Source organism: Nocardiopsis nanhaiensis, from assembly GCF_054778635.1.
On sequence record NZ_BAAGZJ010000053.1, the window covers coordinates 14898 to 38484 of the forward strand.

Genomic DNA, 23587 nt, shown 5'->3' on the forward strand with positions numbered 1-23587 from the left:
CCCGGCTCGGGCGGCATGGTTGGGTACGGGTATGTTCGCCATCACCGCAGCACACATCTCGTTCGACGAACCGCTCTCCGGTCTGGAGGCGGGCGAGCGCCCGGACCCCGAACCCCGTGAGGGGTGGACGACGGTCCGGGTCAGGGCCGCCTCGCTCAACCACCACGACATCTGGAGCCTGCGCGGGGTCGCGCTGGGCGAGGACCGGCTGCCGATGATCCTGGGCGGGGACGCCGCCGGTGTCGACGAGGACGGCAACGAGGTCATCGTGCACGGGGTGGTCACCGAGCCCGCCAAGCCCGGCAAGACCCCCCGGTACTCGCTTCTCTCCGAGGTCTACGACGGAACCCTCGCGGAGAAGGTGCTGGTTCCCAGGGAGAACCTGGTGCCGAAACCCCCCGAACTCTCCTTCGAGGAGGCCGCGTGCCTGCCGACCGCGTGGCTGACCGCCTACAGCATGCTGTTCGGCAAGTCCGACCTGCGGCCCGGCTCCACTGTGCTCGTGCAGGGCGCAGGGGGAGGGGTCTCGGTGGCGCTGGTCAAGCTGGCCAGCCAGGTCGGGCACCGGGTGTACGTCACCAGCCGGAGCGAGGAGAAGCGGGACAGGGCCCTGGAACTGGGCGCATACGCGGCGGTGCCGTCCGGCGAGCGCCTGCCGGAGAAGGTGGACGCGGTCTTCGACTCGGTCGGCCAGGCCACCTGGAAGCACTCGCTCCGTGCGCTCAGGCCGGGCGGCGCCATCATCACCTGCGGCGCGACCAGCGGGGACGCCCCCTCCGCCGAGCTCTCCAGGGTGTTCTTCCTCCAGCTCCGGGTGTTGGGCTCCACCATGGGCACCAGAGAGGAGCTGGCGGCCCTGGCGGAGATGTGCGTGCGCACCGGCGTGCGCCCGGAGATCGACCGGGTGCTGCCGTTGAAGGACGCGCGCGACGGCTTCCGGGCGATGGCCGACGGGGAGCTGTTCGGCAAGGTCGTCTTCACTCCCTGACCCGGGCCTCAACCAGCTGAGCGGAGTCGGCCCCGGCGGACACCTATCCGCAGGGGCCCTAGGGGAGCAGCGCGGTGGAGAGCATGTCGACGAGCTGCTCGGCGGCGGCCGCGGTGTCGTAGTCGGGGTCGGCGAGCTGCTCGGCCACGATCGCGTCGATGGCGCCGCCAACGATGATTGCGAGAGTGCGCGGGTCCGGCACGGCGTCGCCGGACCGGTCGCCGCGCGCCGACGCGAGGAGCCCCGCTAGGGGCCCCCAGCGCTCGCTGGGCTCGTGTCCTCCCTCATCGTGTGTCCTCGCCTCGACGATCACGCGGGTGTGTCCGGGGTTGTCCCGCAGGTAGCCGATCATCGCGCGGATGTAGGCGGCCGGAGCCCGCTCGGGTCCGGCCTCCTCGACGGCTGTGCCCACGCGCCCGACCAGTGACTCCAGGACGTGCTCGTAGGCCGCGCGGACGACGGCCGACTTGGAGGGGAAGTGGTAGAGCACCGCTGCCTTGGTGATGCCCGCGCCGTCGGCGATGCGGGAGAGGGAGGTCCCGCCGTAGCCGTGTGCGGCGATCTGTTCGACGGTGACCTCGATGAGCTGTTCCCTGCGTGCCTTCTCGGTCAGGGTGAGTTCTCTTCGGCCCCGGTCCCGGGCACCGGATCGCACTTTTGCCATGGTCGGGATTCTACCGTACGGTTGAATTATTAACCGATCGGTTAGGAGTCGGGTATGGGTGCCGGATTACCAGTCCATCGACCTGGTCGGCGCCGCCGTGTGCTGATGTCCCTGGGGGCCGGTGCCCTCGCCGTGGCGCTGGTGGCTGTGGTCCTGCCCCGGGCCGCACAGGTGGGGACCTGGACGAGCGGTTCCGGCCGCGACGAGTTCGAGCAGGCGTACGTCGAGGCCTTCGCCGGTCTGCCCGAACCCGACGAGACGCTCGACGTGCGCACCGACTTCGGTGTCGTGCGGGTCTACCGGTTCGCCGGGTCAGCCGACCGGGACATCCCGTTGGTGCTCCTGCCCGGCCGCGCGTCGGCCAGCCCTGTGTGGGCGGACAACCTGCCGGCGATGCTGGCGACCGGCGACGTCTACACGGTCGACCTGCTCGGCGAGCCGGGCATGAGCGTGCAGGATCGGCCGATCGAGGACGACGGGGACCAGGCGCTGTGGCTGCACCAGACCCTGCGGGGCCTCCCCGGGGACGGTTTCCACCTGGTCGGGCTCTCCATCGGCGGCTGGACCGCCGTGAACCTCGCGATCCGGCAGCCGGACCTGATCAGCACGGTGACCGTCATCGACCCCGTGTACGTCTTCGCGGACATGCCCGTGGGCACGATGGTGCGTGCCATCCCGGCGTCGCTGTCGTGGCTGCCGCGCTCCTGGCGCGACGGGTTCAACTCCTGGACGGCGGGCGGCGCCCCGGTGGAGGACGTCCCGGTCGCCGAGATGATCGAGACGGGCATGCGGCACTACACCCTGCGCCTGCCGCAGCCCACCAGGATCACCGAGGAGCAGCTGGCCGGGCTCGACATGCCCGTGCTGGCGATCATCGCGGAGGACTCCGTCATGCACGACGGCCGGGAGGCCTTCGAGACCGCCGAAAGGGTCCTGCCCGACGGCACAGCCGTGCTCTACCCGGGCGCCTCCCACGCCGTCAACGGGGAGCAGCCCGACCGGATCGCCGCAGACATGGCTGCCTTCCTCAACGACCTGGACTGACCCCCGGGCCCCCTACCCCGAGGGGACCGGGGCCCTCGGGGTTGCTCGGCTGCCTACTCGTCATCGTCGTCATCGTCGTCGCGGCGGCGCTTCTTCTTTCCGTCCCGGCCCGGGCGCAGGAGCGCCTCGGCCAGGGCGAGCACCGTCTCCTCCAAGGAGGAGAACCGCTTGGTGATGTCGTCGTGCGAGTTCTCGACCGCCTCGGTGACGGTCTCCTCGAACTCCTGGCGGTCCGGGTGCTGCTTGAGCTCGCGGATGACCGGCTCGACCGCGGAGGTGACGTGCGCGTCGATCTCGTCGAGCTTGCCGGAGTGGTCCAACAACGGGCGCTCGGTCAGCTCGGTGAGGCGGCGGTGCAGCTCGCTGACCTCCAGGGACTGGGGCAGCTGGTTGAGGCGCTGGTTGAGCGCCTCCAAGCGGTCGTCGATGGCCTCCATGCGGCCGTCGACACCCTCGAAGTGTCCGCTGACACCCTCGAACTGGCCCTCGACCCCGTTGACCCGGCCGTCGAGCCCGTCCAAGCGGCCGTTGAGGCCGTCGATCCGGCCGTCGACCCCGTCGATCTTTCCTTCGATGCCCTCGAAGCTGCCTTCGAAGTGCCCTTCGAAGGTGTCGAACCGGTCGGTGAGGCGGCCGAGCTCGTGGTCGACCTTGCCGGTGATCTGCGAGAGGTGGTTGTCCACCTTGCTGTTGAGGCCCTCGCGGTGCCGCTCCAGCCGCTCGTCGAGCGCGGTCCGGTGGGACTCGGCCTGCTCGGTGAGCGCCTCGGTCAGTGACTGGTGCCGCTCCTCGACGGAGTCGGCCAGCTTGGAGTGCTCCGCACCCACGAAGCTGCGCAGTTCGGTGAGGTCGGTCGCGACCTTCTCCGCGTCCTCGGCGTTCCGGGCGGTGAGGGCGTCGATGCGCTCGGCCACCGAGGCACGCAGCTCCTCGGCCGTGGCTTCGGCGTGCTCGCGGGCCTCGGTGCGGCCCAGCTCGAACTGCTCGTCCAGCTCGGCGAGGCGCTGGCGCAGGTGCGATCGGAGCTCGTTCAGGGACTTGTCGTGGTTCTCGCGCAGCTTGGCGAGCGAACCGGTGACGTCGGCGACGGCGGCCGCGGCCTCCGCGTGGTTCTCCTCGGCCTGGGTGTTGAGCTGGTCGACGCTCTCGGTGACCTTGCCGGTCAGGGTCTCGTGGCGCTCCTTGGCGGTGGCGGCGAGGTCGCGCAGCTCCTGGGCCAGGGTCTCGTGCCGCTCACCGGAGGAGGTGGCGAGCGTGCTCAGTTGCTCGGTCAGGGCAGTGGTGCGCTCGCCCAGCTCGCCGGTGTTCTCCTGGAGCTTGGCCAGCAGGGCCTCGTACTGCTCCGCCGTGCGCTCCTCGACGAAGCCGCGCAGCTCGGACGTGCGCTCTTCGAGGGACGCGGTGAGGGAGGAGGTGACGTTCTCACCGAGCGCGGTGCTCGCGGAGTCGAGTGCCTCCCTGCTCTCCTTGACGGCGGCGGACAGGGTTTCACGGCTCTGCCCGATCGCCTCGGCGAGCTCGTCCTTGCTTTCGGACAGGCCCGTGCGGATCGTGCTGCCGAGCTCCTCGTGGCGCTCGCCGAGCGTGGTGTCCAGCGAGGTCAGCGAAGCCTCGATCGCCTCTGTCCGGCTGCTCAGAGTCTCCAGGGCCGTGTCCAGGGCGTCCAGGCGGGTGCCGAAGGTCTCGCCCAGCGCGTTGACGCGCTCGCCCAGGTCGGCGACCTGTTCGGCGGTGCGGTTGCCGGTCTCGGCCATGCGCTGGAGACGGGTGAGAGCGGTGTCCAGGTGCCCGGCGATGCGGTGCGTGTCCGCCCTCAGCGACGGCATCTCTGACAGGGGCTTGATCTGCTGACCGACGACCTCTATGTGCTCGGCGAGGGTCTCCGCCCACTGCGGCGGCCGGGCGAGGAAGTCGTCGATCCGGCCGTCGACCGCGGTGATCGACTCGGCGAGGGAGGCGAGTTCCCGTTCGCGCAGTTCCCGGAGCAGCCACTCCATACCTTCGAGCCGTTGGCGCATCTCCTCGCTGACCGCACCCTGGGACTTCTGTTCGGAGACGTGCTCCTGGGCCGCCTGGGAGAGCAGGTCACGCATCCGGTCGGAGACACCGGCCTGACCTCCCCCGGTGAGGAAGTTGTGATTGGTCTGTTCCACCGAGTGCTCCTTATGGTTCTGGCGCTCCCGTCCGTGCCCGGATCATTGCACGGGGATTCCGCAGGGAGGGCGGGTTCCCGATGGTCCCCGGCTGGGCGTCGGCCCGCGCCACTTGTGTCCCACTGTGATCAAAGCGTGACTGTGCGTATGCACGGCGGGCGCGGTGCGTACGTTGGCTGAACCGCGCGGCGGATCCAACAAACACGGCCTTCCGGGGAACCCATGAGAAGGGAAAGAATTCAGCGGCGCCAGTTTAACGACATCACCCCTGCCATCCCCAGGGGATGGCCAAAGATGTGGGTGTGGGAGGTAACGATATGGTCTGCGCGCCGTGTGCGTGAATGCGATCGAGGGCCTCGCGTCGACGCCACCGGGCCGGATCAGGAGGCCGCTGAGGCCTCCAGCTCGCGGCATAGCAGGTAGAAGGGCTTTTCTCCTATGCGGGTGAGAACGATCGTCACCGATTCCGGTCCGGACGCCCGTAGGTCCCGGCGGAGTTTCTCGGTATCCACCGCCGAGCCGCGTTTCTTGATTGTTACTGTTCCGGCCCGATGGGAGCGTACGGAGGCGCGCAGGCGCTTGAGGGAGAAGGGCGCGAACTCCAGGACCTCCAGTGCGCGCCACAGGGGTGAGCGCACCGCCTGGTCCGAGGTGAAATAGGCGATGCGCTCGTCCAGCAGTGCGCCGTCGACCCGGGCAGCCGCCTCCGCCACCAGGTGGGACCGCACGACGGCGGGGTCCGGGTCGTAGAGGTAGCGCCGTGCGTCGGCAACCGGAGCGGGGCCCAGGTCGGGGTCGGCGTCCAGGTGTGCCACCGAACCTTCGCGCGCGAGCAGGCCCGCGCGCTCGTGCAGCACGGTCGCCCGTCGGCGCGGGCCCGGTCCCTCGGCCAGGGCGCCGAACCACAGCGCGGTCTCCTTCAGCTCGCCGTCCACCGAGATCCACTCGGTCGAAGCCGCGGGGGAGAGCGCCTCGTGCGGGATGCCGGGGGCCGCCTTCAGACAGGCCGCCTCCGCGCTTTCGGCCAGCCGCGTGGCCACATCCCACGGGGGAGAGTAGGCGGAGGGGTCGAACACCCGGCCGCGACCGCCCCGCCGGGCCGGGTCGCAGAACACCAGGGGGTAGTCGCCCCCCGTATCAGCGTCGACCTCGCCCTCGCGGACCCGGGCCCGTTCCGCCAGCCCGAGTGCTTCGATATTGGCGCGGGCCACCGCGACGGTCAGCGGATCGGCGTCCACGCCCTCCACCGCCACGCCCTGTCCGGCCAGAGCCAGCAGGTCGGCCCCGACCCCGCAGCACAGGTCGCCCGCCGGTGTCCCGCTGCGGACCCCGGCGGGTAGGAGCCGGGCTGTTCGCTGCGCGCGATACTCGGCCACTGAGCGGCGCGTGGACTGTTCCAGGCCGTTCGGGGTGAAGAACATTCGCTCGGCGTTCTCCCCGAATTTGGCCCGTCCTCGTTCGCGCAGGATGATCTGGGTCATGACCGCGTTGACCAGTTCCGACGCCGGGATCTCCGGGTCGAGGGCGGCCACGCGCGGGTCCTCGCGCAGGCGTGAGGCGGTGGCCAGAGCGTCCTTGGTGGCGGCCGTCGGATCCACCCCCGCCAGGACCTCCCGCCCCGTTTCGGTGAGCAGTGCCGAGAAGGCGGGCACGCGCATGGATCCTCCTGCTGTGGGCACGACTGTGTGGTGGAGCCGCCCCCCGTGGCCAGGGCTCCCTCCACATTTCCATTCTGGCACTCTCAGGGGTAGAGTGCTAAATGCGACGAGGCCGGTCTGGCACCCGCGACGACAGGCCGCCGCGGTCGCCCCTTTTACGCAGTCGGTCCGTGCCTTCGCACGGGCTGACGTCAGTACTCCGAGACTTTGAAGGGGGAGGTCACACAGTGTCGACCGCCACCAAGACCGTGCTGAAGCCGCTCGAGGACCGCGTCGTGGTCAAGACCCTGGAGGCCGAGCAGACCACCGCGTCCGGCCTGGTCATCCCGGACACCGCCAAGGAGAAGCCCCAGGAGGGTGAGGTCCTGGCCGTGGGTCCCGGTCGCCTCGACGACAGCGGCAAGCGCGTCGCCCTCGACGTGAACATCGGCGATGTCGTCCTCTACAGCAAGTACGGCGGCACCGAGGTCAAGTACGACGGCCAGGAGTACCTGGTGCTCTCCGCCCGCGACATCCTCGCGGTCGTCGAGAAGTAGTTCTCGGCCCAGAGCCACAGGCGAAAAGCCATCGACATCCCGCACCGGTCGGCCCTCGAAGCCGGGCGGGCGGGATGTTCGTTTTTGACCCGAACGGTTAGAGGAAGCACTCACACATGCCGAAGATCCTGGAGTTCGAGGACAACGCCCGCCGCGCCCTCGAGCGGGGCGTCGACCGCCTCGCAGACGCCGTCAAGGTGACGCTCGGCCCGCGCGGCCGCAACGTCGTCATCGACAAGAAGTTCGGCGCCCCCACCATCACGAACGACGGTGTGACCGTCGCCCGTGAGATCGAGCTGGACCTGCCCTACGAAGACCTGGGCGCCCAGCTGGTCAAGGAGGTCGCCACCAAGACCAACGACGCCGCCGGTGACGGCACCACCACCGCCACCGTGCTGGCGCAGGCGCTGGTTCGCGAGGGCATCCGCAGCGTGGCCGCGGGCGCGTCCCCGATGGCCATGAAGAAGGGCATCGACGCGGCCGCGACCCAGGTGTCGGACACCCTGCTCAGCCGTGCCGTGCCGATCAAGGAGCGCGAGGACATCGCCTACGTGGCGACCAACTCCGCGCAGGACGCCCAGATCGGCGACCTGATCGCCGAGGCCTTCGACAAGGTCGGCAAGGACGGCGTCATCACGGTGGAGGAGTCCCCGACCTTCGGTCTGGACCTCGACTTCACCGAGGGCATGCAGTTCGACAAGGGCTACGTGTCCCCGTACTTCGTCACCGACGCCGACCGCCAGGAAGCCGTCCTCGACGACAGCCTGATCCTCATCAGCCAGGGCAAGATCGGCAACCTGAACGAGCTGCTGCCGCTGCTCGAGCAGGTCCTGCAGAGCAAGAAGCCGCTGCTGATCATCGCCGAAGACGTCGAGGGGGACGCCCTGGGCGCCCTCGTGCTCAACAAGATGCGCGGCACCATCAACGTCGCCGCCGTCAAGGCGCCCGGCTTCGGTGAGCGCCGCAAGGCCATGCTCCAGGACATCGCCGTGCTGACCGGCGGCCAGGTCATCTCCGAGGAGGTCGGCCTGTCCCTGGAGAACGCCGACCTGGACGTGCTGGGCAGCGCCCGCCGCATCACCATCACCAAGGACACCACGACCATCGTCGACGGCGGTGGCGAGCAGTCCGAGGTGGACGACCGGGTCCGCCAGATCCGCAACGAGATCGAGGCTAGCGACTCCGACTGGGACCGCGAGAAGCTCCAGGAGCGCCTGGCCAAGCTCGCGGGCGGCGTCTCGGTCCTGAGCGTCGGCGCGGCCACCGAGGTCGAGCTCAAGGAGAAGAAGCACCGCCTCGAGGACGCCATCTCGGCGACTCGCGCGGCCATCGAGGAGGGCATCGTCTCCGGCGGCGGCGCCTCCCTGGTGCACGCTTCAACCGCCCTGGACGACCTGGGCCTGACCGGCGACGAGGCCACCGGTGCGGCGATCGTCCGCCGCGCCCTGGTCGAGCCGGCCCGGTGGATCGCGGAGAACGCTGGCGCTGAGGGCTACGTTGTCACGCACCGCGTCTCCGAGCTGCCGGTCGGCCACGGCTACAACGCCAACACCGGCGTTTACGGCGATCTGGCCGCCGAGGGCATCATCGACCCGGTCAAGGTCACCCGCTCGGCCGTCCAGAACGCCGCGTCCATCGCGGGCATGCTGCTGACCACCGAGGTGCTGGTCGCGGACAAGCCCGAGGAGGACGAGGGCGACGGCCACGCCCACTAACGGGCAGGGCCGGCCGAGAAGGGCCGCGCGCACGAGCGGGTCCCGTTGGTAGCGGAGCCTGCTGGTAGCGACGCAGTACCGGGTGCGAACCCGGGCCGGGGGTGGAACGCGGTGGCGTCCCACCCCCGGCGCACTACCACGCGAGTGGCGTTCGACACCCGTTCCTGTGTGCCGTTTTCAGGCTATTTTCCCAAAATGTAACCATTCCGTAGTTGGTGATTGGAGTGGTTGGGTCCCTGAGTGCGGGCATCATTCGTTACGTGACGGATACAGGCGCCCGGGGGGGCGTTACCGCGCAGCGGACTCATACGCCCGGGCAACACCACGAGGCGGATACCGCGGCGCGCGACACGGGGTTGAACCATCTGGGGTCACTCGCCGTCCAGGGGGACGACGGGGCCATGGACTCGCTGCTGCGCGAGGTCCGACCCATGGTGGTTCGCTACTGCCGTACCCGCTTGGCGCGGGTGGCCGGGCTGGCGCACTACTCCGACGACGTCGCGCAGGAGGTGTGCATAGCCCTGCTCTCGGCGATCCCCCGCTACCAGGACCGAGGTCGGCCCTTCGCCTCCTTCGTGTACGGGATCGCCGCGCACAAGGTCGCTGACACCCTGCGCGTCGCGGGCAGGGTGGAGACGGTGCCCACCGACACCGTTCCCGAGCAGCCGGACGACGGGCCGGGGCCGGAGGAGGCCACGGTCCGCGTGATCGAGGCGCAGCGGGCCAGAGACCTCCTCGACGAGTTGCCCGACCAGCAGCGCAGGTTGCTGGTCATGCGAGTGATCACAGGACTTACAGCAGACGAGACGGGACATCTCCTTGGCATGTCGGCAGGCGCGGTACGGGTTGCCCAGCACCGAGCTATTGCTCGGCTTCGGAAGGTGGCCCTGGCGAACCGCGTCCTCCCATAAGCACGGCCGCTCGCCCTACCCGGGCCGGCGCGCCTGCGCCTCCCGCCCACGGGTCCGCGGCTACTGCCGTTACTACCGTGGCGCCTCCCCTCGGTGACCGCTCGCCGGTGCGGTGCCCCGCACTGCGCGGGCCGGCCCGGCGTGGCCTTCATCACTTCGTGACCGGGGTGACGGGGCGAACACCGCATTCCACCTAGGCCCAGCGGGGTGACGACCTAGGATGAGACGACACGCGGGGGCGATCCGCGCAGGTGTTGCCGGGAACAGCGGAGGTTGTGTCATGAGCCAGGACAACAGCGACTACGGGGACAAACTGCTCCCGCCGGGATTGACCTACGACGACGTCCTGCTGGTACCCGGCTACTCCGACCTCCAGCCCGGCGATGTGGACACCGCCACCAAACTCTCCCGCAACATCACGCTCAGCATCCCGCTGCTCTCCGCCGCGATGGACACCGTCACCGAGGCCCGCATGGCCGTGGCGATGGCCCGCCAGGGCGGGGCCGGCGTCCTGCACCGGAACCTCTCCGTCGAGGACCAGGCCGGTCAGATCGACCTCGTGAAGCGCTCCGAGGCGGGCATGGTCACCGACCCGGTCACCTGTCAGCCCGATGACGACCTCGCCGAGGTTGAGCGGCTGTGCGCCCACTACCGCATCTCCGGCGTCCCGGTCACCGACACCAAGGGAACGCTCCTCGGCATCGTCACCAACCGCGACATGCGCTTCGAGGACGACCGCTCCCGCCTGGTGCGCGACGTCATGACCACCGAGAACCTGGTCACCGCCCCCGTCGGCGTCAGCCGTGCCCAGGCCTTCGAGCTGCTGCGCAAGCACAAGGTCGAGAAGCTGCCCCTGGTCGACGCCCAGAACCGGCTGCGCGGCCTGATCACCGTCAAGGACTTCATCAAGAGCGAGCAGTTCCCCAACGCCACGAAGGACGCCGACGGCCGCCTCGTGGTCGGCGGCGCGGTCGGTGTCGGCCCCGAGGCGGAGGAGCGCGCCAAGAACCTCCTCGACGCCGGCGTGGACTTCATCGTCGTCGACACCGCGCACGGCCACTCGTCCGGCCTCGCCGACATGATCGCCAAACTCAAGGCCAACTCCCGTGCCGACATCGTCGCGGGCAACGTCGCCACCCGCGCTGGCGCCCAACTGCTCATCGACGCCGGGGCCGACGCGATCAAGGTCGGTGTGGGCCCGGGTTCCATCTGCACCACCCGCGTCGTCGCCGGTGTGGGCGCCCCGCAGCTCACCGCCATCCTCGAGGCGGGCAAGGCCTGCGGCCCCGCCGACGTGCCCCTGATCGCCGACGGCGGCCTGCAGTACTCCGGTGAGATCGCCAAAGCCATCGTCGCCGGTGCCAGCACCGTCATGCTCGGCAGCCTCCTCGCCGGTGTCGAGGAGAGCCCCGGCGAGCTGATCTTCATCAACGGCAAGCAGTTCAAGGCCTACCGCGGCATGGGATCCCTGGGAGCCATGCGCGGCCGCTCCTTCTCCAAGGACCGATACGCCCAGGCCGAGGTCTCCTCCGAGGACAAGCTCGTCCCCGAGGGCATCGAAGGCCAGGTGCCGTTCCGCGGACCGCTCTCCGCCGTCGCCCACCAGCTCATCGGCGGTCTGCACCAGTCCATGTGGTACGCGGGAACACGTACCATCCCCGAGCTCACCGAGCGCGGGCAGCTGATGCGCATCACCAGCGCGGGCCTGCGTGAGAGCCACCCCCACGACATCAAGATGACCGTCGAGGCGCCCAACTACAACGCCCGCTAGCCATCGCCAGCTAGGAAGGGCGCTGGGCGCGCTAAGCAGCGGACCGCGGGCAGATAGACTCGCCTCCGCGGTCATGCGCCGGTCGACCGACCGGTGCCGCACGTCAGAGGGGAAGCGAAGAGTTGGCTCAGGTGGAGATCGGGCTGGGCAAGAACGGGCGTCGTGCCTACGAACTCGACGAGATCGGGATCGTGCCCGCGCGACGGACTCGCGACCCGGAGGAGGTGTCGATCGCCTGGCAGATCGACGCCTACCGGTTCGAGACGCCCCTGGTCGTCAGCCCCATGGACAGTGTCGCCTCGCCCAAGACCGTCGTCGCGGTCGGTGAGCAGGGCGGCCTCGGCGTCTTGGACCTCGAAGGGCTGTGGACCCGCTACGAGGACCCGGAGCCGCTGCTCCAGGAGATTCGCGAACTCGACGACGTCGCGGCGACCCAGCGGCTCCAGGAGATCTACGCGGCGCCGATCCAGGAAGAGCTGATCGGCCGCCGCATCGAGGAGATCCGCGACGCGGGCCTGGTCACGGCCGCCCGTCTGTCACCGCAGCGCACCGCCCAGTACCACAAGGCCGTCGTGGACGCCGGGGTCGACATCTTCGTCATCCGCGGCACCACGGTCTCCGCCGAGCACGTCTCCGGCCGGGCCGAGCCGCTCAACCTCAAGCAGTTCATCTACGACCTCGACGTCCCCGTTGTGGTCGGCGGCTGCGCCACCTACTCCGCGGCCCTGCACCTGATGCGTACGGGTGCCGCCGGCGTGCTGGTCGGGTTCGGCGGCGGCTCCGGCCACACCACCCGCTCCGTGCTGGGTGTGGCCGTCCCGATGGCCAGCGCCATCGGTGACGTCGCCGCGGCCCGCCGCGACTACCTCGACGAGTCCGGCGGCCGCTACGTACACCTCATCGCCGACGGCGGCATGACCGGCAGCGGTGACATCGCCAAGGCCCTGGCCTGCGGTGCGGACGGTGTCATGGTCGGCTCCCCGCTGGCCCGCGCCACCGAGGCGCCCGGCGGCGGCTACCACTGGGGCAGCGAGGCCCACCACAACGAGCTGCCTCGCGGCGAGCGCGTCGGGGTCGGCACCATCGGCGACCTCAAGTCGATCCTGCACGGCCCGGCCTCCACCAGCGACGGCTCCATGAACCTCATGGGTGCTCTGCGCCGGACCATGGCCACCTCGGGTTACACGGACCTGAAGGAGTTCCAGCGCGTCGAGGTCGTGGTGAACCCCCACCGGTAGGGGAGCGGACCACAATCGGCGCTGACGACAGCGCAGAGGGCACCCTGGACGGCCGGGGTGCCCTTCGTCTTGGTGGCGGCCGGGGCGCCTTTCGCCTTGGCGGCGGTGGCGGCGGTTTCCCAGCGGGCTGTGCGGTCGGCTGGCAACGGTGTGCAACTATGGTGCGTGCTTTGGTGTCCCATGACGCGACAGTGACTTCTGCTTGGAGGACCGCATGGGTGACAGCGTGCCCGGTACCCGCCGACGCCGTCGGCGAGGACCGGCGATCGCGGTCAGCCTGACCTTGGCCGTGTGCCTGCTGGTGACGGCGGGGGTCGTGGTTCTGGCGGGCAAGGTGTCCACCGCGCTCAACGAATGGCAGCCGCCGAGCGCGTCCTCGGCGGACCCCACCGACGGGGCCATCGAGACCCCTCCGCACGACCAGCTCACCGGCCCGCCCGCGCAGAGCGGCGTGACCGCTGAGGAGGGCGGCGAGCCCGCGGAGGCTGCCGCGGAAGACGGCGCGGGGGACGACGGTGCCGGGGACGGCGCCGATGAACAGTCCCGCCCCGATGACGGGACGCTCCGCCCGGGTGAGGAGTGGCTCGACGAGGTCTCGGAGAGCAGCGGGGTGCCCCGCCGGGCCCTGGAGGGCTACGCGAGCGCCCAGCTCGTGTTGGACGCGGACCAGCCCGCGTGCCAGCTGTCGTGGCCGACGCTCGCGGGTATCGGGTACGTGGAGTCCCAACACGGCACCTACGCGGGCGGTGAGCTGGGACCGGACGGGAACACGACCGTGGACATCATCGGCATCCCGCTCGACGGCACCAACAACACTCAGGCCGTCCCGGACACCGACGGCGGCGAACTGGACGGCGACACGGAGTGGGACCGGGCGATCGGCCCGATGCAGTTCATCCCGGGAACCTGGTCCACCTGGGGAGAGTCACTCGACGGCGGTGTCCCGGACCCGCACAACATCGACGACGCCGCCCTGTCCGCAGCCCGATACATGTGTGCCAGGGACCGTGACCTGAGTTCTACGACGGACTGGGAGACGGCGGTTCTGTCGTACAACCGCTCGGGCAGCTACGTCAACGACGTCCTGGCCTACGCGCACGCTTATGCGGATGCTTCGTAGGAGGTTTCGCAGGTGGTTCCCACTGGGTGCCTTATGGCCGGGGCCAAGCGGAGGGCTGCGGGGTGAGGGAGGGTTCTCCTGCTCTTGGGGTGTGCCCTTTCCACGCGGGTGCGGGAGGTCCCCCGCCCACACCGAGCGGCACTACGCCCGGAGAAGAGGTCGGGCTATACGGCGTGCTCCCCCTGTGGTCCCCGGGCGAGCTGGATCAGAGGCGAGGACCGGCACGGTGTTCTTCTCGGTGACCCGACCGCCCGCGCTCTACGACCAACCCGCACTCCCAGTGGGCCCTCGGAGGGTCTATTCCTCTGAGACCCGCCGGAGCTGGCGTTGCGCGCCAGTTCGGCGATCCTGGGGCTCAGGGGTGTTGCAGGTGCTTGATGAGCGTCCGACTGATGTCGTGAAGCTGTTCACGCTGCTCCGGGGTGAGGACGTCGAGCAGGTTCGTGCGCATGCTCTTCACGTGGACCGGGCCCGCTTCGTCGAGGAGTTCGCGGCCCCGGTCGGTGAGGTGCGCGAACCAGCTCCGCCGGTCGTGTTCGCAGTGGACGCGTTCCACCAGACCGGCCTCGGTGAGTTTGCGGACCGCGTGGGTGATCCGGCTGGGCTTGGTGTGGGTTTGTGCGGCGAGGTCGCTCATCCGCAGGGTGTGCTCCTCTGCCTGGGAGAGCAGGACGAGGAGTTCGTAGTAGGTCAGCGGTAGATCGACCGTGCCCTGGAGGTCGCGCTCCACGCGTTCGTCGAGGAGGCGGAAGGCGAGCGTCGCCGTATCCCACGTGGCGATCTCGTCGGGTTCGGTGTCGCATCCGGCCATGGCCAAATGTTACCACGCTGGAATGTTGTGTGCTGAAGTATCTTGGCTTAGTCTCGTGCTGAATTATTCAGTGCTGGATTAAATGATCGGGAAGCACTCATGGATCCCACGACACCCTCCGCCGCCGAGGAAGCCGCGCAACGGCCGCGCCGCCTGCGCCGTCCCGCTCTTGCGCTCGGGGTCCTTGCCGCGGCTCACTTCACCGTGTCGGTAGATTTCAACGTCGTCTATATCGCGTTACCGGAGATCGGTCGGGAGCTCGGTATCGCTCCCGTCTCGCTTCAGTGGGTCGTCTCCGCCTTCTCGCTCGGGCTCGGCGGCTTCCTGCTCCTCGGCGGACGTGCCGTCGATCGGATCGGTGCCCGCCGTATGCTGCTCCTCGGAGCCGTGCTCATGGGCGCCGCCTCGGTGTTCGGGGCCCTCGCGGTGCAGCCCTGGGTGCTCATCGCCGCTCGCGCCGTTCAAGGGCTCGGCGCGGCCTTCCTCTTCCCGGCGACCCTCGCCTTGGTCAACACCGGTTTTCGACAAGGGCCCGAACGCAACCGGGCCATGGCGGTGTGGGGGACCGCCGGGGCCTTCGGTGCCCTGGCCGGGGGAGCGCTGGGTGGTCTACTGACCAGCGTTTTCGGGTGGACCTCGGTGTTCTGGCTCCTCGTGCCACTGACTACGGTGATCGTCCTCGTGGCGCCTCAGGTGCTGCCCGCTGATGCCCGCACTCCTTCTGTGGCCGGTTTCGATCTGCCGGGGGCGACCCTGGTCACCGGTGGTTCACTGCTGGTCGTCCTCGGGATCTCCCGGATCCAGGAGCTGGGCTGGCTCTCCTGGTGGAGTACGGGCACGGTCGCTCTGGGCTTCGTGGTCCTGGGGCTGCTCTTCCTGGTTGAACGCCGTGCGGCCGATCCCCTGTTGCCGTTGCGGCTGCTCACCACGCGGAACCTGATCGTGAGTGTCGTGCTGGTCTTCGTCGTGATGGGGGTCGTCAACGCACTGCACTTCGTCTACACCACGCATGTCCAGGACGGCCTCGGACTCAGCCCGATGGCGGCCGGACTGGGATTCCTGCCGCAGGGCGCGGTGGCCATGCTCGGGTCGGCGCTCCTGCTCCCGCTGCTGCTGAACCGCTGGGGCGCACGCTGGACGCTCTTGGTCGGGACGCTCGCGCTAGGCCTCACCTCGGTGGTCTTCGCCCTGGCCGTCGCCGCGGGCTCCTACTGGGCCGTGCTGCCCGCGGTGGTCCTGCTCGGGCTCAGCGCGGGCACGCTCTATCCGGCGATCTTCGCGGCGGCGGGATCCGACGTGGACGAGTCGGAGCAGGGCGTGGGATCGGCGATGGTGTCCACGTCCCAGCAGGTGGGTGCGGCCGTTGGGTTGGTGGCACTGCTGGCGGCCGGCGGCTCTGTTTCCGGTACCTCTTGGGCGGGCGGAGCGGCCGCGATCGCCGTCGCCTTCCTCGCTCTGGCCTTGCCGCGGAGGTAAATCGGGGGTCTCGCGTGTGGCAGGATCCACCTACGGTGGGGGCCGGTTAGCCTGAGGCCCCACCGATCGGGTAGGCGCCTTGGTGGGACACCTAGCGAAAGGGAGGACCAACGATGGCGACCACCTGGTTGGGGCCGCAAGGGCGCACCGAGGCGCTTGAGTCCATGGCGGACGAGGAACTCGATGTCCTCGTGGTCGGGGGCGGGATCGTGGGGGCGGGTATCGCCCTGGACGCGGTCTCACGCGGGCTCTCGACGGGGCTGATCGAGGCGCGTGACTTCGCCTCGGGCACCTCGAGCAGATCCAGCAAACTGATCCACGGCGGGCTGCGCTACCTGGAGCAGTTCGACATCGAACTCGTCCGCGAGGCACTTCACGAGCGCGGGCTCCTGCTCACGACGATCGCGCCGCACCTCGTCCGTCCGGTGCCCTTTCTCTTTCCCTTCGCGCACCACTGGGAACGCTTCTACATCGGCGCGGGCGTCACCCTCTACGACACCCTCGCGCTGACTTCGCGCAACAATCGGGGGCTGCCCTCGCACCGGCACCTGTCCAGGTCCGGTGCCCTGCGGGTCTTCCCGGCGCTCAAGCGCAGCGCCCTGGCCGGAGCCGTCCAGTACTGGGACTGCCAGGTCGACGACGCCCGGTTCGTCACCACGGTGCTGCGTACGGCCGCCGGGCTCGGGGCGCGGATCGCCTCCAGGGTGCAGGCGGTCGAGTTCCTGCGCGAGGGCGAGCACGTGGTCGGTGCGACCGCGGCGGACTTGGAGACCGGGGAGCGGAAACGGATCCGCGCCCGCCAGGTGGTGAACGCCGCGGGGGTGTGGACCGACGACATCCAGGAGATGGTCGGAGGCCGCGGGCAGATCCACGTGAGCGCCTCCAAGGGTGTGCACCTCGTGGTGCCGCGGGACCGGATCCAGGCCTCGTCCGGGATGATCCTGCAGACGGAGAAGAGCGTCCTCTTCGTCATCCCATGGGGCCGCCACTGGATCATCGGCACCACCGACACCCCTTGGGACCTGGACAAGGAGAACCCGGCGGCGAGCCGCGCCGACATCGACTACGTCCTGGACCACGTCAACCAAGTGCTGCGCACACCGCTGGGCCGGGACGATGTGGAGGGCGTGTACGCGGGCCTGCGGCCCCTGCTGTCCGGTGAGTCCGAGGAGACCTCGAAGCTCTCCCGCGAGCACACGGTCGCGCATCCGGTGCCCGGCCTCGTCCTCATCGCGGGCGGCAAGTACACGACCTACCGGGTGATGGCCAAGGACGCGGTGGACGCGGTGGCGCACGGCCTGGGCGGGGCGATCCCGTCCTCGGTCACCGACAGGCTGCCCTTGGTGGGCGCGGACGGCTACGCGGCGCTGTTCAACCAGCGGCACCGGCTCGCCCGCGACTCAGGCCTGCACGTCTCCCGAGTCTCGCACCTGTTGCGCCGGTTCGGTTCGGCCGTGCACGGCGTACTCGACCTCATCAAGCAGCGGCCAGACCTCGGCCGCTCACTGGCCGGGGCCGAGGACTACCTGCGGGCGGAGGTCGTCTACGCGGTGGAGGCCGAAGGCGCCCGCCACCTGGAGGACGTCCTGTCCCGCCGTACCCGCATCTCCTTCGAGACCTGGGACCGCGGGATCGCCGCCGCGGAGGAGGCAGCCGACCTCATGGCCGAACCGCTGGGCTGGAAGAGGGAGCAGGTCGAGCGCGAGGTGGAGTATTACCGCAAGGGCATCGAGGCCGAGCGGATCGCGCAGGAGCAGGACACCGACCAGGAGGCCGACGCCGTCCAGCACGGGGCGCCGGAGATCGTTCCCGACCTGCACATCGGGACACCGGGCAGCCATCCCTGACACGGCCGCCGAAGGGTGGCGGAGCCCTGAACCGGCGATTGTGTCCCGGGGCACACTGTCCGGTTAGGGTGCTTATCAACCACCCTGGCACGAACACCCCTCCGAAGGACCCGCGGTCATGATCAAGGTGCTGCTCGTCGAGGACGACGTCCGGCTCGCCGACGCCCTCGCCGGTGCGCTCGAGGCACACGGCTACGAGGTGGAACAGGCACGGACCGCGGGGGGCGCGCTGGCCGCGTCCCCCGCGGACGTGGTCCTGCTCGACCTCGGGCTCCCCGACATGGACGGCATAGAACTGTGCCGCCAGCTGCGGGAGCGCCAGGACTTCGGGGACACCGCGGTCATCATGGTCACCGCCCGGGGGCAACAGCGGGAGAGGATCCTCGGCCTGCGCTCCGGCGCCGACGACTACGTCGTGAAACCCCTGGCCATCGAGGAGCTGTGCGCCCGGATGGAGGCGGTCCTGCGGCGCACCCGCAAGCGGGTCGACACCGTTCTGGAGGCCGGTCCGCTGCGCGTCGACCTCACCACCCGCTCCGTTCTGTGCTCCGGCCAGCCCGTCGAGCTCACCCGCAAGGAGTTCGACCTGCTCGTGGCCCTGGTCCGTGAGGCGGGCGCCGTGGTCTCCCGGGAGCACCTCCTGCTCCGCGTCTGGCAGACCGCCTGGCCCGGGACCCTGCGCACGCTGGAGGTGCACATCGGTACCCTGCGGTCCAAGCTGGGCGCGCCGGGGCTCATCCAGACCGTGAGGGGAGTCGGCTACCGGCTGGTGGTCACGGAGTACACTTCCGCCCCGGTCTCCCGGCCGTGAGTACACGCGGCCTCCGGGGCGCGGAGCCGTCGGCGGCTGAGGGGGTCCGGCGATGCACAGACGCGTGGTGACGGTCTATGTCACCCTCCTCGTCGTCGCCTGCCTGGCGCTCGCTCTCCCCCTGTGTTCGAGCATTGCGGCGCGGGGCACCTCCGACATGCTCCTCGACCGGATCAACGACACCGCCCGCTTCGCCGGGCTGGCCGAACCCAGCGTGCTGACCGGCACCGAAGGCACCCTCTCCGGTGAACTCGCCGCCTACGACGAGGTGTACGGGATCGCGGCCGTCATCGTGGACCGCGAGGGCGAGGTGGTCGCCTCGTCCCGCCCGGGACTGACACTCGCCGACCTGGACCCCTCCGGCTGGCCGGACGGCGACGAAACGGTCCCGGGGCCGGTGCGCACGGCCCTGGCGGGCAACCGGATGGGCGCGGACACCGTGGTCTGGCCCTGGGAGGAGGGCCCGCTCATCGTCGCCGAACCGATCGGCCGCTCGGGCGAGGTGGTCGGTGCGGCCGTCACCGCCTCACCCACCGAGGCGCTGCGACGGGCCACCCTCGTCCAGTGGGGTGTGGCCTGGCTGGTGGTGACCGCCCTGATGGTGGTGGGTATCGCCGCGGCCCGTCCGCTCACCCGGTGGATCCTGCGGCCCATCGACGACCTCGACGAGGCCACCCGCGCGGTGAGCGGCGGGAGCCTGGACACCAGGGTGCGTACTGCAGCCGGTCCGGAGGAGCTGCGTCGGCTGGGGGAGTCCTTCAACCAGATGGCCGACACGATCACGTCCATGATGGAGAGCCAGCGCACCTTCGTGGCCTACGCGGGGCACCAGGTACGCAACCCCCTGGCCGCGCTTCGGCTGCGGGTGGGCAGCCTCTCCCGGCACCTGGGCCCTGAGGGGGAGCAGGAACACCGCTTGGCCCTGGACGAGGTGGACCGGCTCACCCGGATCTGCGACAGCCTGCTCACCTTGGCCCGGACCGAGGATTCGGAGCACTCGACCGTGCTGGAGGACGCCAGAGAGATCGCGGAGGAGCGGGTGGCGGCATGGGGGCCCATCGCCGAACGCGCCCGCGCGGTGCTGGAGTGCGAAGGGGCCGAGACGGCGCCGGTGCGCTGTGTGGAGGGCACCCTCGACCAGGCCGTGGACGCCCTCGTGGACAACGCGCTCAAGTTCGGCGGGGAGGGCGTCCGGGTCGTCGTCCGGGTGGGTGAGCCGGTCCTGGGAGAGGACGGTGCCGGCCACGTGGACGTGCACGTGGTGGACGACGGCCCCGGGCTCTCGGGGGCCCAGCTGAAGCAGGCCACCCGGCCCTTCTGGCGGGACGGCGGCGGTGACGGCTCCGGCCTCGGGCTGTCCATCGTGGTCACCCTGCTGGAACTCCAAGGGGCGAGCCTGTCCTTGCAGCATGCGGAACCGAGCGGTACCGACGCCCGGATCCGGCTCCGGGTCTCAGTATGACCAGGTGCACTCGGTGCGTCGTTGCACTGAGTGCACCACGGTCCCTAGTCTGAGTCCATGGCAGACCAGCGGCACCCACCCGCGAAGGATCGGCGCGAGGCACTCAAGGCCCGGCACCGGCGTGCCATCATCGATGCCGCCTCGGCGCTGATGACCGAGATCGGCGGCACCGACTTCACCGTCGACCAGCTCGCCGCGCGGGCCGACGTCTCCCGGCGCACCGTCTTCAACCACTTCAAGACGGTGGACGACATCACCCTCGAGGTGTTCCGCGGGATGCTCGGCGTCGTCCTCGACCAGGTCGACGCCAACCTCGCAGCGACCGGCGGCGACACCTCGATGTTCGAGCGGGTCGCCGCTGCCCTGCGCACCACCGACCTGGTCACCCCGGTCCTCGAGCTCACCCGCATCTTCCAGACCGAGGACTGCGGGCCGGCCCGGATCCTCGACGCCGGCGACCGGACGCTCAGCCCGCACCAGGCCGTGCTCTTCGAGCGCGCCGTCAGCGATCTGGGTACCCGGATCGCCGCCACCACCCTGCGCCACCACCCCTCGGCCGATCCCCTCGAGGTCGAGCTGATGTGTGCCGCGCTCGTGGGCGGGGCCCTGGCCGTGTTCCGCCATTGGGCCCTGGCCACCGGAGGGGCAGACACCGCCGAGTCCCGCCGAGTCTGGGATGCGCTGCTCGGCCGCATGATCGACGTCTACCGAGACGGCTTCGGTGCCCTGCCCTCCGGCACGGGAACCGGCGCGGACGCCGCCAGCGGTGCCGACTCCGGCTCCTCCTGAGCACCTCCGCTCACCCACACACCCACTCCTCACCTCTCCTGCGGAAGAACCATGGCTGAACTTCTCTACAGACTCGGGCGTGCCTCAGCACGGCGCGCCCGTACCGTCATCGCGATCTGGCTGGCCCTTCTGGCGGCGGCCGGCGGAGCCTTCTTCCTCTTCTCGGGAGAGCTGGAGGACGGCTTCTCCATCCCCGGTACGCCCACAGACGAGGTGAACCAGCGCCTCGGCGCCGAGTTCGACGGTATGGGCGGCGGTACGGGCACCGTCGTCTTCCAGAGCGAGGACGGCACCGCCTTTTCCGACGAACAGCAGGAGGCCGTCGGCGCACTCGTCGAACGGGCCGCCGAGGTCGACGGGGTCGAGGACGCCGTCGACCCGTTCGCCACCGAGGAGGAGCGCGCCGAAGAGGTCGAAGTCCTCGAGGACGGACGCTCGGAGATGGACGCGGCCCGGGCCGAGATCGAGGACGGCCAGGACGAGCTCGACGAGGGCCGCGAGCAGGCAGAGGCCGCCGGGATGCTCGATGAGGAGCGCGAGGAGGAGCTCGACGCCCAGCAGGCCGGTATCGACCATGGCCTGGAGACCCTGGAAACCGAGGAGGAACAGCTCGAACAGGGCGAGGCCATGATGGAGATGGCCTCCGGGATCGGCACCCTCTCCGAGGACTCGGCAACGGCCCTGGTGATGGTGTCCTTCACTGAAGCCCAGGAGGAGATCCCCCAGGAGACCCGCGACGCCGTCATCTCCGTCTTCGAGGACGACCCGGTGCCCGGCACCACGGTCGACTTCGCCGACGACATCGCCATGGAACTGCCCAGCCTGGTCAGCAAGGCCGAGGTGATCGGCGTGGTCGTCGCCGGCATCGTCCTGCTGGTCATGCTCGGCACCCTCATCGGCGCGGGGCTGCCGATCCTCACCGCCCTCATCGGGGTGGGCATCGCCACGCTGATCACCATGTCCCTGTCCGGTGTCCTCGCGATCGCCGACATCACGCCGATCCTGGGCCTCATGCTCGGTCTGGCCGTGGGTATCGACTACGCCCTGTTCATCGTCAACCGCCACCGCCGCCAGCTCAAGGAGGGGATCGACCTCTCCGAGTCCACCGGCCTGGCCAACGGGACAGCCGGAAACGCCGTGGTGTTCGCGGGTGCCACCGTGCTCATCGCCCTGCTCGGCCTGAACCTGACGGGGATCGGTTTCCTCGGCCTCATGGGCAGCGTCGGGGCGATCGCCATCGCCATCGCCGTGCTCATCGCGGTGACCCTCATCCCGGCACTGCTGGGGCTCGTGGGCATGCGCATCCTCTCCAAGCGCGAACGCGCACGGCTGTCCGGTGCCTCATCGAACGGGGCCTCCGCCAACGGTCAGTCGCCCGCCCACCGGGTCGAGGCCAAGCCGATGACCAACGTCCGGGCGCTCGGCAGGGCCGCCATCGCCGTCATCGTCCTCGGTGTTATCGCCCTGCCCGCCCTCGACCTGCGCCAGGGCCTGCCGGACGGTTCCGCGCAACCGGTCGAATCCACCCAGTACGGCGCCTACGCCGCCATCGAGGACTCCTTCGGTACCGGACAGAACGGCCCGCTCCTGGTCACCGCCGACCTGCCCGGCGGCCCCGACGAGGAGGAGGCCGAGGCCAACGCCGAGCAGTACCAGTACGAGGTGGCCGACGCGGTGTACGCCGTCGACGGAGTCGACGCGGTGGCGCCCATCGGGGTCTCCGAAGACCAGGACCTGGCCATCTTCCAGGTCAAGCCGGAGGGCGGACCCGCAAGCGAGTCCACCGAGGAACTCGTGCACACCCTGCGTGACATGGAGCCGATCCAGGGGGAGCCACCGCTCGGCGTCGCCGGTATGGCCAGCGGCAATATCGACATCTCCGAGAAGATCGCTGATGCCCTGCCGGTCTACCTGACGGTGGTCGTCGGCCTGTCCCTGGTGATCCTGCTGCTGGTGTTCCGGTCGATCTTCGTGCCGGTGGTGGCTACGCTCGGGTTCATCCTGTCCTACTTCGCCGCTCTGGGCGGTGTGGTCGCCGTCTACCAGTGGGGCTGGTTCGGCGGTCTCCTCGGGTTGGGGAACCCGGGGCCGGTGCTGAGCTTCCTGCCCACGATCATGGTGGGCATCCTCTTCGGCCTGGCCATGGACTACATGCTCTTCATCGGAACCGGCATGCGCGAGGCCTACGTGAACGGTGCCCCGGCCCGGCTCGCCGTGGCCAAGGGCTTCCGGGCCGGCCGTTCGGTGGTCACCGCGGCCGCGATCATCATGATCTCGGTGTTCGGCGGGTTCATCTTCTCCGACATGACGATGATCAGCTCGGTCGGCTTCGGGCTCGCGTTCGGTGTCCTCCTGGACGCGTTCGTGGTCCGCATGCTGCTCATCCCTGCGGTGATGCACTTGGTGGGCGACGCCGCCTGGTGGTTGCCCAAGTGGCTGGACCGGATCCTGCCCGACATCGACGTCGAGGGCTCGGCGCTGGAGCGCGCCCGGGTCGGGGCCACCGCTCACGAGGAAGAGCCCGGTAGCGACGTGCCGCAGGTGCCCGTTCCGGATCCCCACCCCGCCTCCGGTCGGCACTGACCGGAGCGCC

18 protein-coding genes are annotated in these 23587 nt (G+C 69.9%); 14 read left to right on the forward strand and 4 right to left on the reverse strand.

Annotation, left to right across the window (positions count from 1 at the left end; all coding sequences use genetic code 11):
• The first annotated feature begins 31 nt into the window (after nt 1–31).
• Nucleotides 32–988: a zinc-binding dehydrogenase gene (locus ACYVD1_RS22705; protein ID WP_460776362.1), complete on the forward strand. Its 957-nt coding sequence runs from the start codon at nt 32–34 to the stop codon at nt 986–988.
• 58 nt (nt 989–1046) lie between these two features.
• On the opposite strand, the gene ACYVD1_RS22710 is transcribed toward ACYVD1_RS22705, so the two are convergent.
• Nucleotides 1047–1652, reverse strand: a complete 606-nt coding sequence (locus tag ACYVD1_RS22710; protein WP_460776364.1) for a TetR/AcrR family transcriptional regulator — start codon at nt 1650–1652, stop codon at nt 1047–1049.
• Nucleotides 1653–1757: 105 nt separating this feature from the next.
• Here ACYVD1_RS22710 and ACYVD1_RS22715 point away from each other — a divergent pair, with 105 nt between their 5' ends.
• Nucleotides 1758–2696 carry an alpha/beta fold hydrolase gene (locus ACYVD1_RS22715; RefSeq protein ID WP_460776366.1) on the forward strand — a complete coding sequence of 313 codons (939 nt, stop codon included), beginning with the start codon at nt 1758–1760 and terminating at the stop codon, nt 2694–2696.
• Between the two features lie 53 nt (nt 2697–2749).
• Here ACYVD1_RS22715 and ACYVD1_RS22720 read toward each other — a convergent pair whose 3' ends face one another.
• On the reverse strand, nt 2750–4849 hold the full coding sequence (locus tag ACYVD1_RS22720; RefSeq protein ID WP_460776368.1) for a coiled-coil domain-containing protein: 2100 nt from the start codon (nt 4847–4849) through the stop codon (nt 2750–2752).
• Between the two features lie 380 nt (nt 4850–5229).
• Nucleotides 5230–6507, reverse strand: coding sequence for a THUMP-like domain-containing protein (locus ACYVD1_RS22725; RefSeq protein ID WP_460776372.1), 1278 nt, complete (start codon nt 6505–6507; stop codon nt 5230–5232).
• A gap of 227 nt (nt 6508–6734) precedes the next feature.
• Here ACYVD1_RS22725 and groES point away from each other — a divergent pair, with 227 nt between their 5' ends.
• The 6 genes from groES to ACYVD1_RS22755 all read left to right on the forward strand — a co-directional run bounded on the left by groES (nt 6735) and on the right by ACYVD1_RS22755 (nt 13798).
• On the forward strand, nt 6735–7043 hold the full coding sequence (groES, locus tag ACYVD1_RS22730) for a co-chaperone GroES (RefSeq protein WP_460751408.1): 309 nt from the start codon (nt 6735–6737) through the stop codon (nt 7041–7043).
• Nucleotides 7044–7159: 116 nt separating this feature from the next.
• On the forward strand, nt 7160–8758 hold the full coding sequence (gene groL, locus ACYVD1_RS22735; protein ID WP_460776375.1) for a chaperonin GroEL: 1599 nt from the start codon (nt 7160–7162) through the stop codon (nt 8756–8758).
• Between the two features lie 260 nt (nt 8759–9018).
• Nucleotides 9019–9669: a sigma-70 family RNA polymerase sigma factor gene (locus ACYVD1_RS22740; protein WP_460776378.1), complete on the forward strand. Its 651-nt coding sequence runs from the start codon at nt 9019–9021 to the stop codon at nt 9667–9669.
• Nucleotides 9670–9949: 280 nt separating this feature from the next.
• Nucleotides 9950–11440: an IMP dehydrogenase gene (gene guaB / locus ACYVD1_RS22745; RefSeq protein WP_460776380.1), complete on the forward strand. Its 1491-nt coding sequence runs from the start codon at nt 9950–9952 to the stop codon at nt 11438–11440.
• Between the two features lie 131 nt (nt 11441–11571).
• Nucleotides 11572–12678: a GuaB3 family IMP dehydrogenase-related protein gene (locus ACYVD1_RS22750; RefSeq protein WP_460776429.1), complete on the forward strand. Its 1107-nt coding sequence runs from the start codon at nt 11572–11574 to the stop codon at nt 12676–12678.
• Between the two features lie 214 nt (nt 12679–12892).
• Nucleotides 12893–13798 carry a lytic transglycosylase domain-containing protein gene (locus tag ACYVD1_RS22755; RefSeq protein ID WP_460776382.1) on the forward strand — a complete coding sequence of 302 codons (906 nt, stop codon included), beginning with the start codon at nt 12893–12895 and terminating at the stop codon, nt 13796–13798.
• 355 nt (nt 13799–14153) lie between these two features.
• Here the strand turns inward: ACYVD1_RS22755 and ACYVD1_RS22760 are convergent, their stop codons facing one another.
• Nucleotides 14154–14609, reverse strand: coding sequence for a MarR family winged helix-turn-helix transcriptional regulator (locus ACYVD1_RS22760; RefSeq protein ID WP_460776385.1), 456 nt, complete (start codon nt 14607–14609; stop codon nt 14154–14156).
• A gap of 99 nt (nt 14610–14708) precedes the next feature.
• Here ACYVD1_RS22760 and ACYVD1_RS22765 point away from each other — a divergent pair, with 99 nt between their 5' ends.
• The 6 genes from ACYVD1_RS22765 to ACYVD1_RS22790 all read left to right on the forward strand — a co-directional run bounded on the left by ACYVD1_RS22765 (nt 14709) and on the right by ACYVD1_RS22790 (nt 23577).
• On the forward strand, nt 14709–16085 hold the full coding sequence (locus ACYVD1_RS22765; RefSeq protein WP_460776389.1) for an MFS transporter: 1377 nt from the start codon (nt 14709–14711) through the stop codon (nt 16083–16085).
• A gap of 113 nt (nt 16086–16198) precedes the next feature.
• Nucleotides 16199–17932: a glycerol-3-phosphate dehydrogenase/oxidase gene (locus tag ACYVD1_RS22770; protein WP_460776392.1), complete on the forward strand. Its 1734-nt coding sequence runs from the start codon at nt 16199–16201 to the stop codon at nt 17930–17932.
• A 118-nt stretch (nt 17933–18050) separates the two neighbouring features.
• Complete coding sequence (locus ACYVD1_RS22775; protein WP_460776394.1) at nt 18051–18743, forward strand: response regulator transcription factor; 693 nt, start codon at nt 18051–18053, stop codon at nt 18741–18743.
• Between the two features lie 52 nt (nt 18744–18795).
• The gene (locus ACYVD1_RS22780; RefSeq protein ID WP_460776397.1) at nt 18796–20205 is read left to right on the forward strand and encodes a sensor histidine kinase; all 1410 of its coding nucleotides are present in this window, start codon (nt 18796–18798) and stop codon (nt 20203–20205) included.
• A gap of 57 nt (nt 20206–20262) precedes the next feature.
• On the forward strand, nt 20263–20994 hold the full coding sequence (locus ACYVD1_RS22785; protein ID WP_460776400.1) for a TetR family transcriptional regulator: 732 nt from the start codon (nt 20263–20265) through the stop codon (nt 20992–20994).
• Between the two features lie 51 nt (nt 20995–21045).
• Entirely contained in the window at nt 21046–23577 is a 2532-nt protein-coding gene (locus ACYVD1_RS22790; protein ID WP_460776403.1) for an MMPL family transporter, read from the forward strand.
• Nucleotides 23578–23587 lie beyond the last annotated feature (10 nt).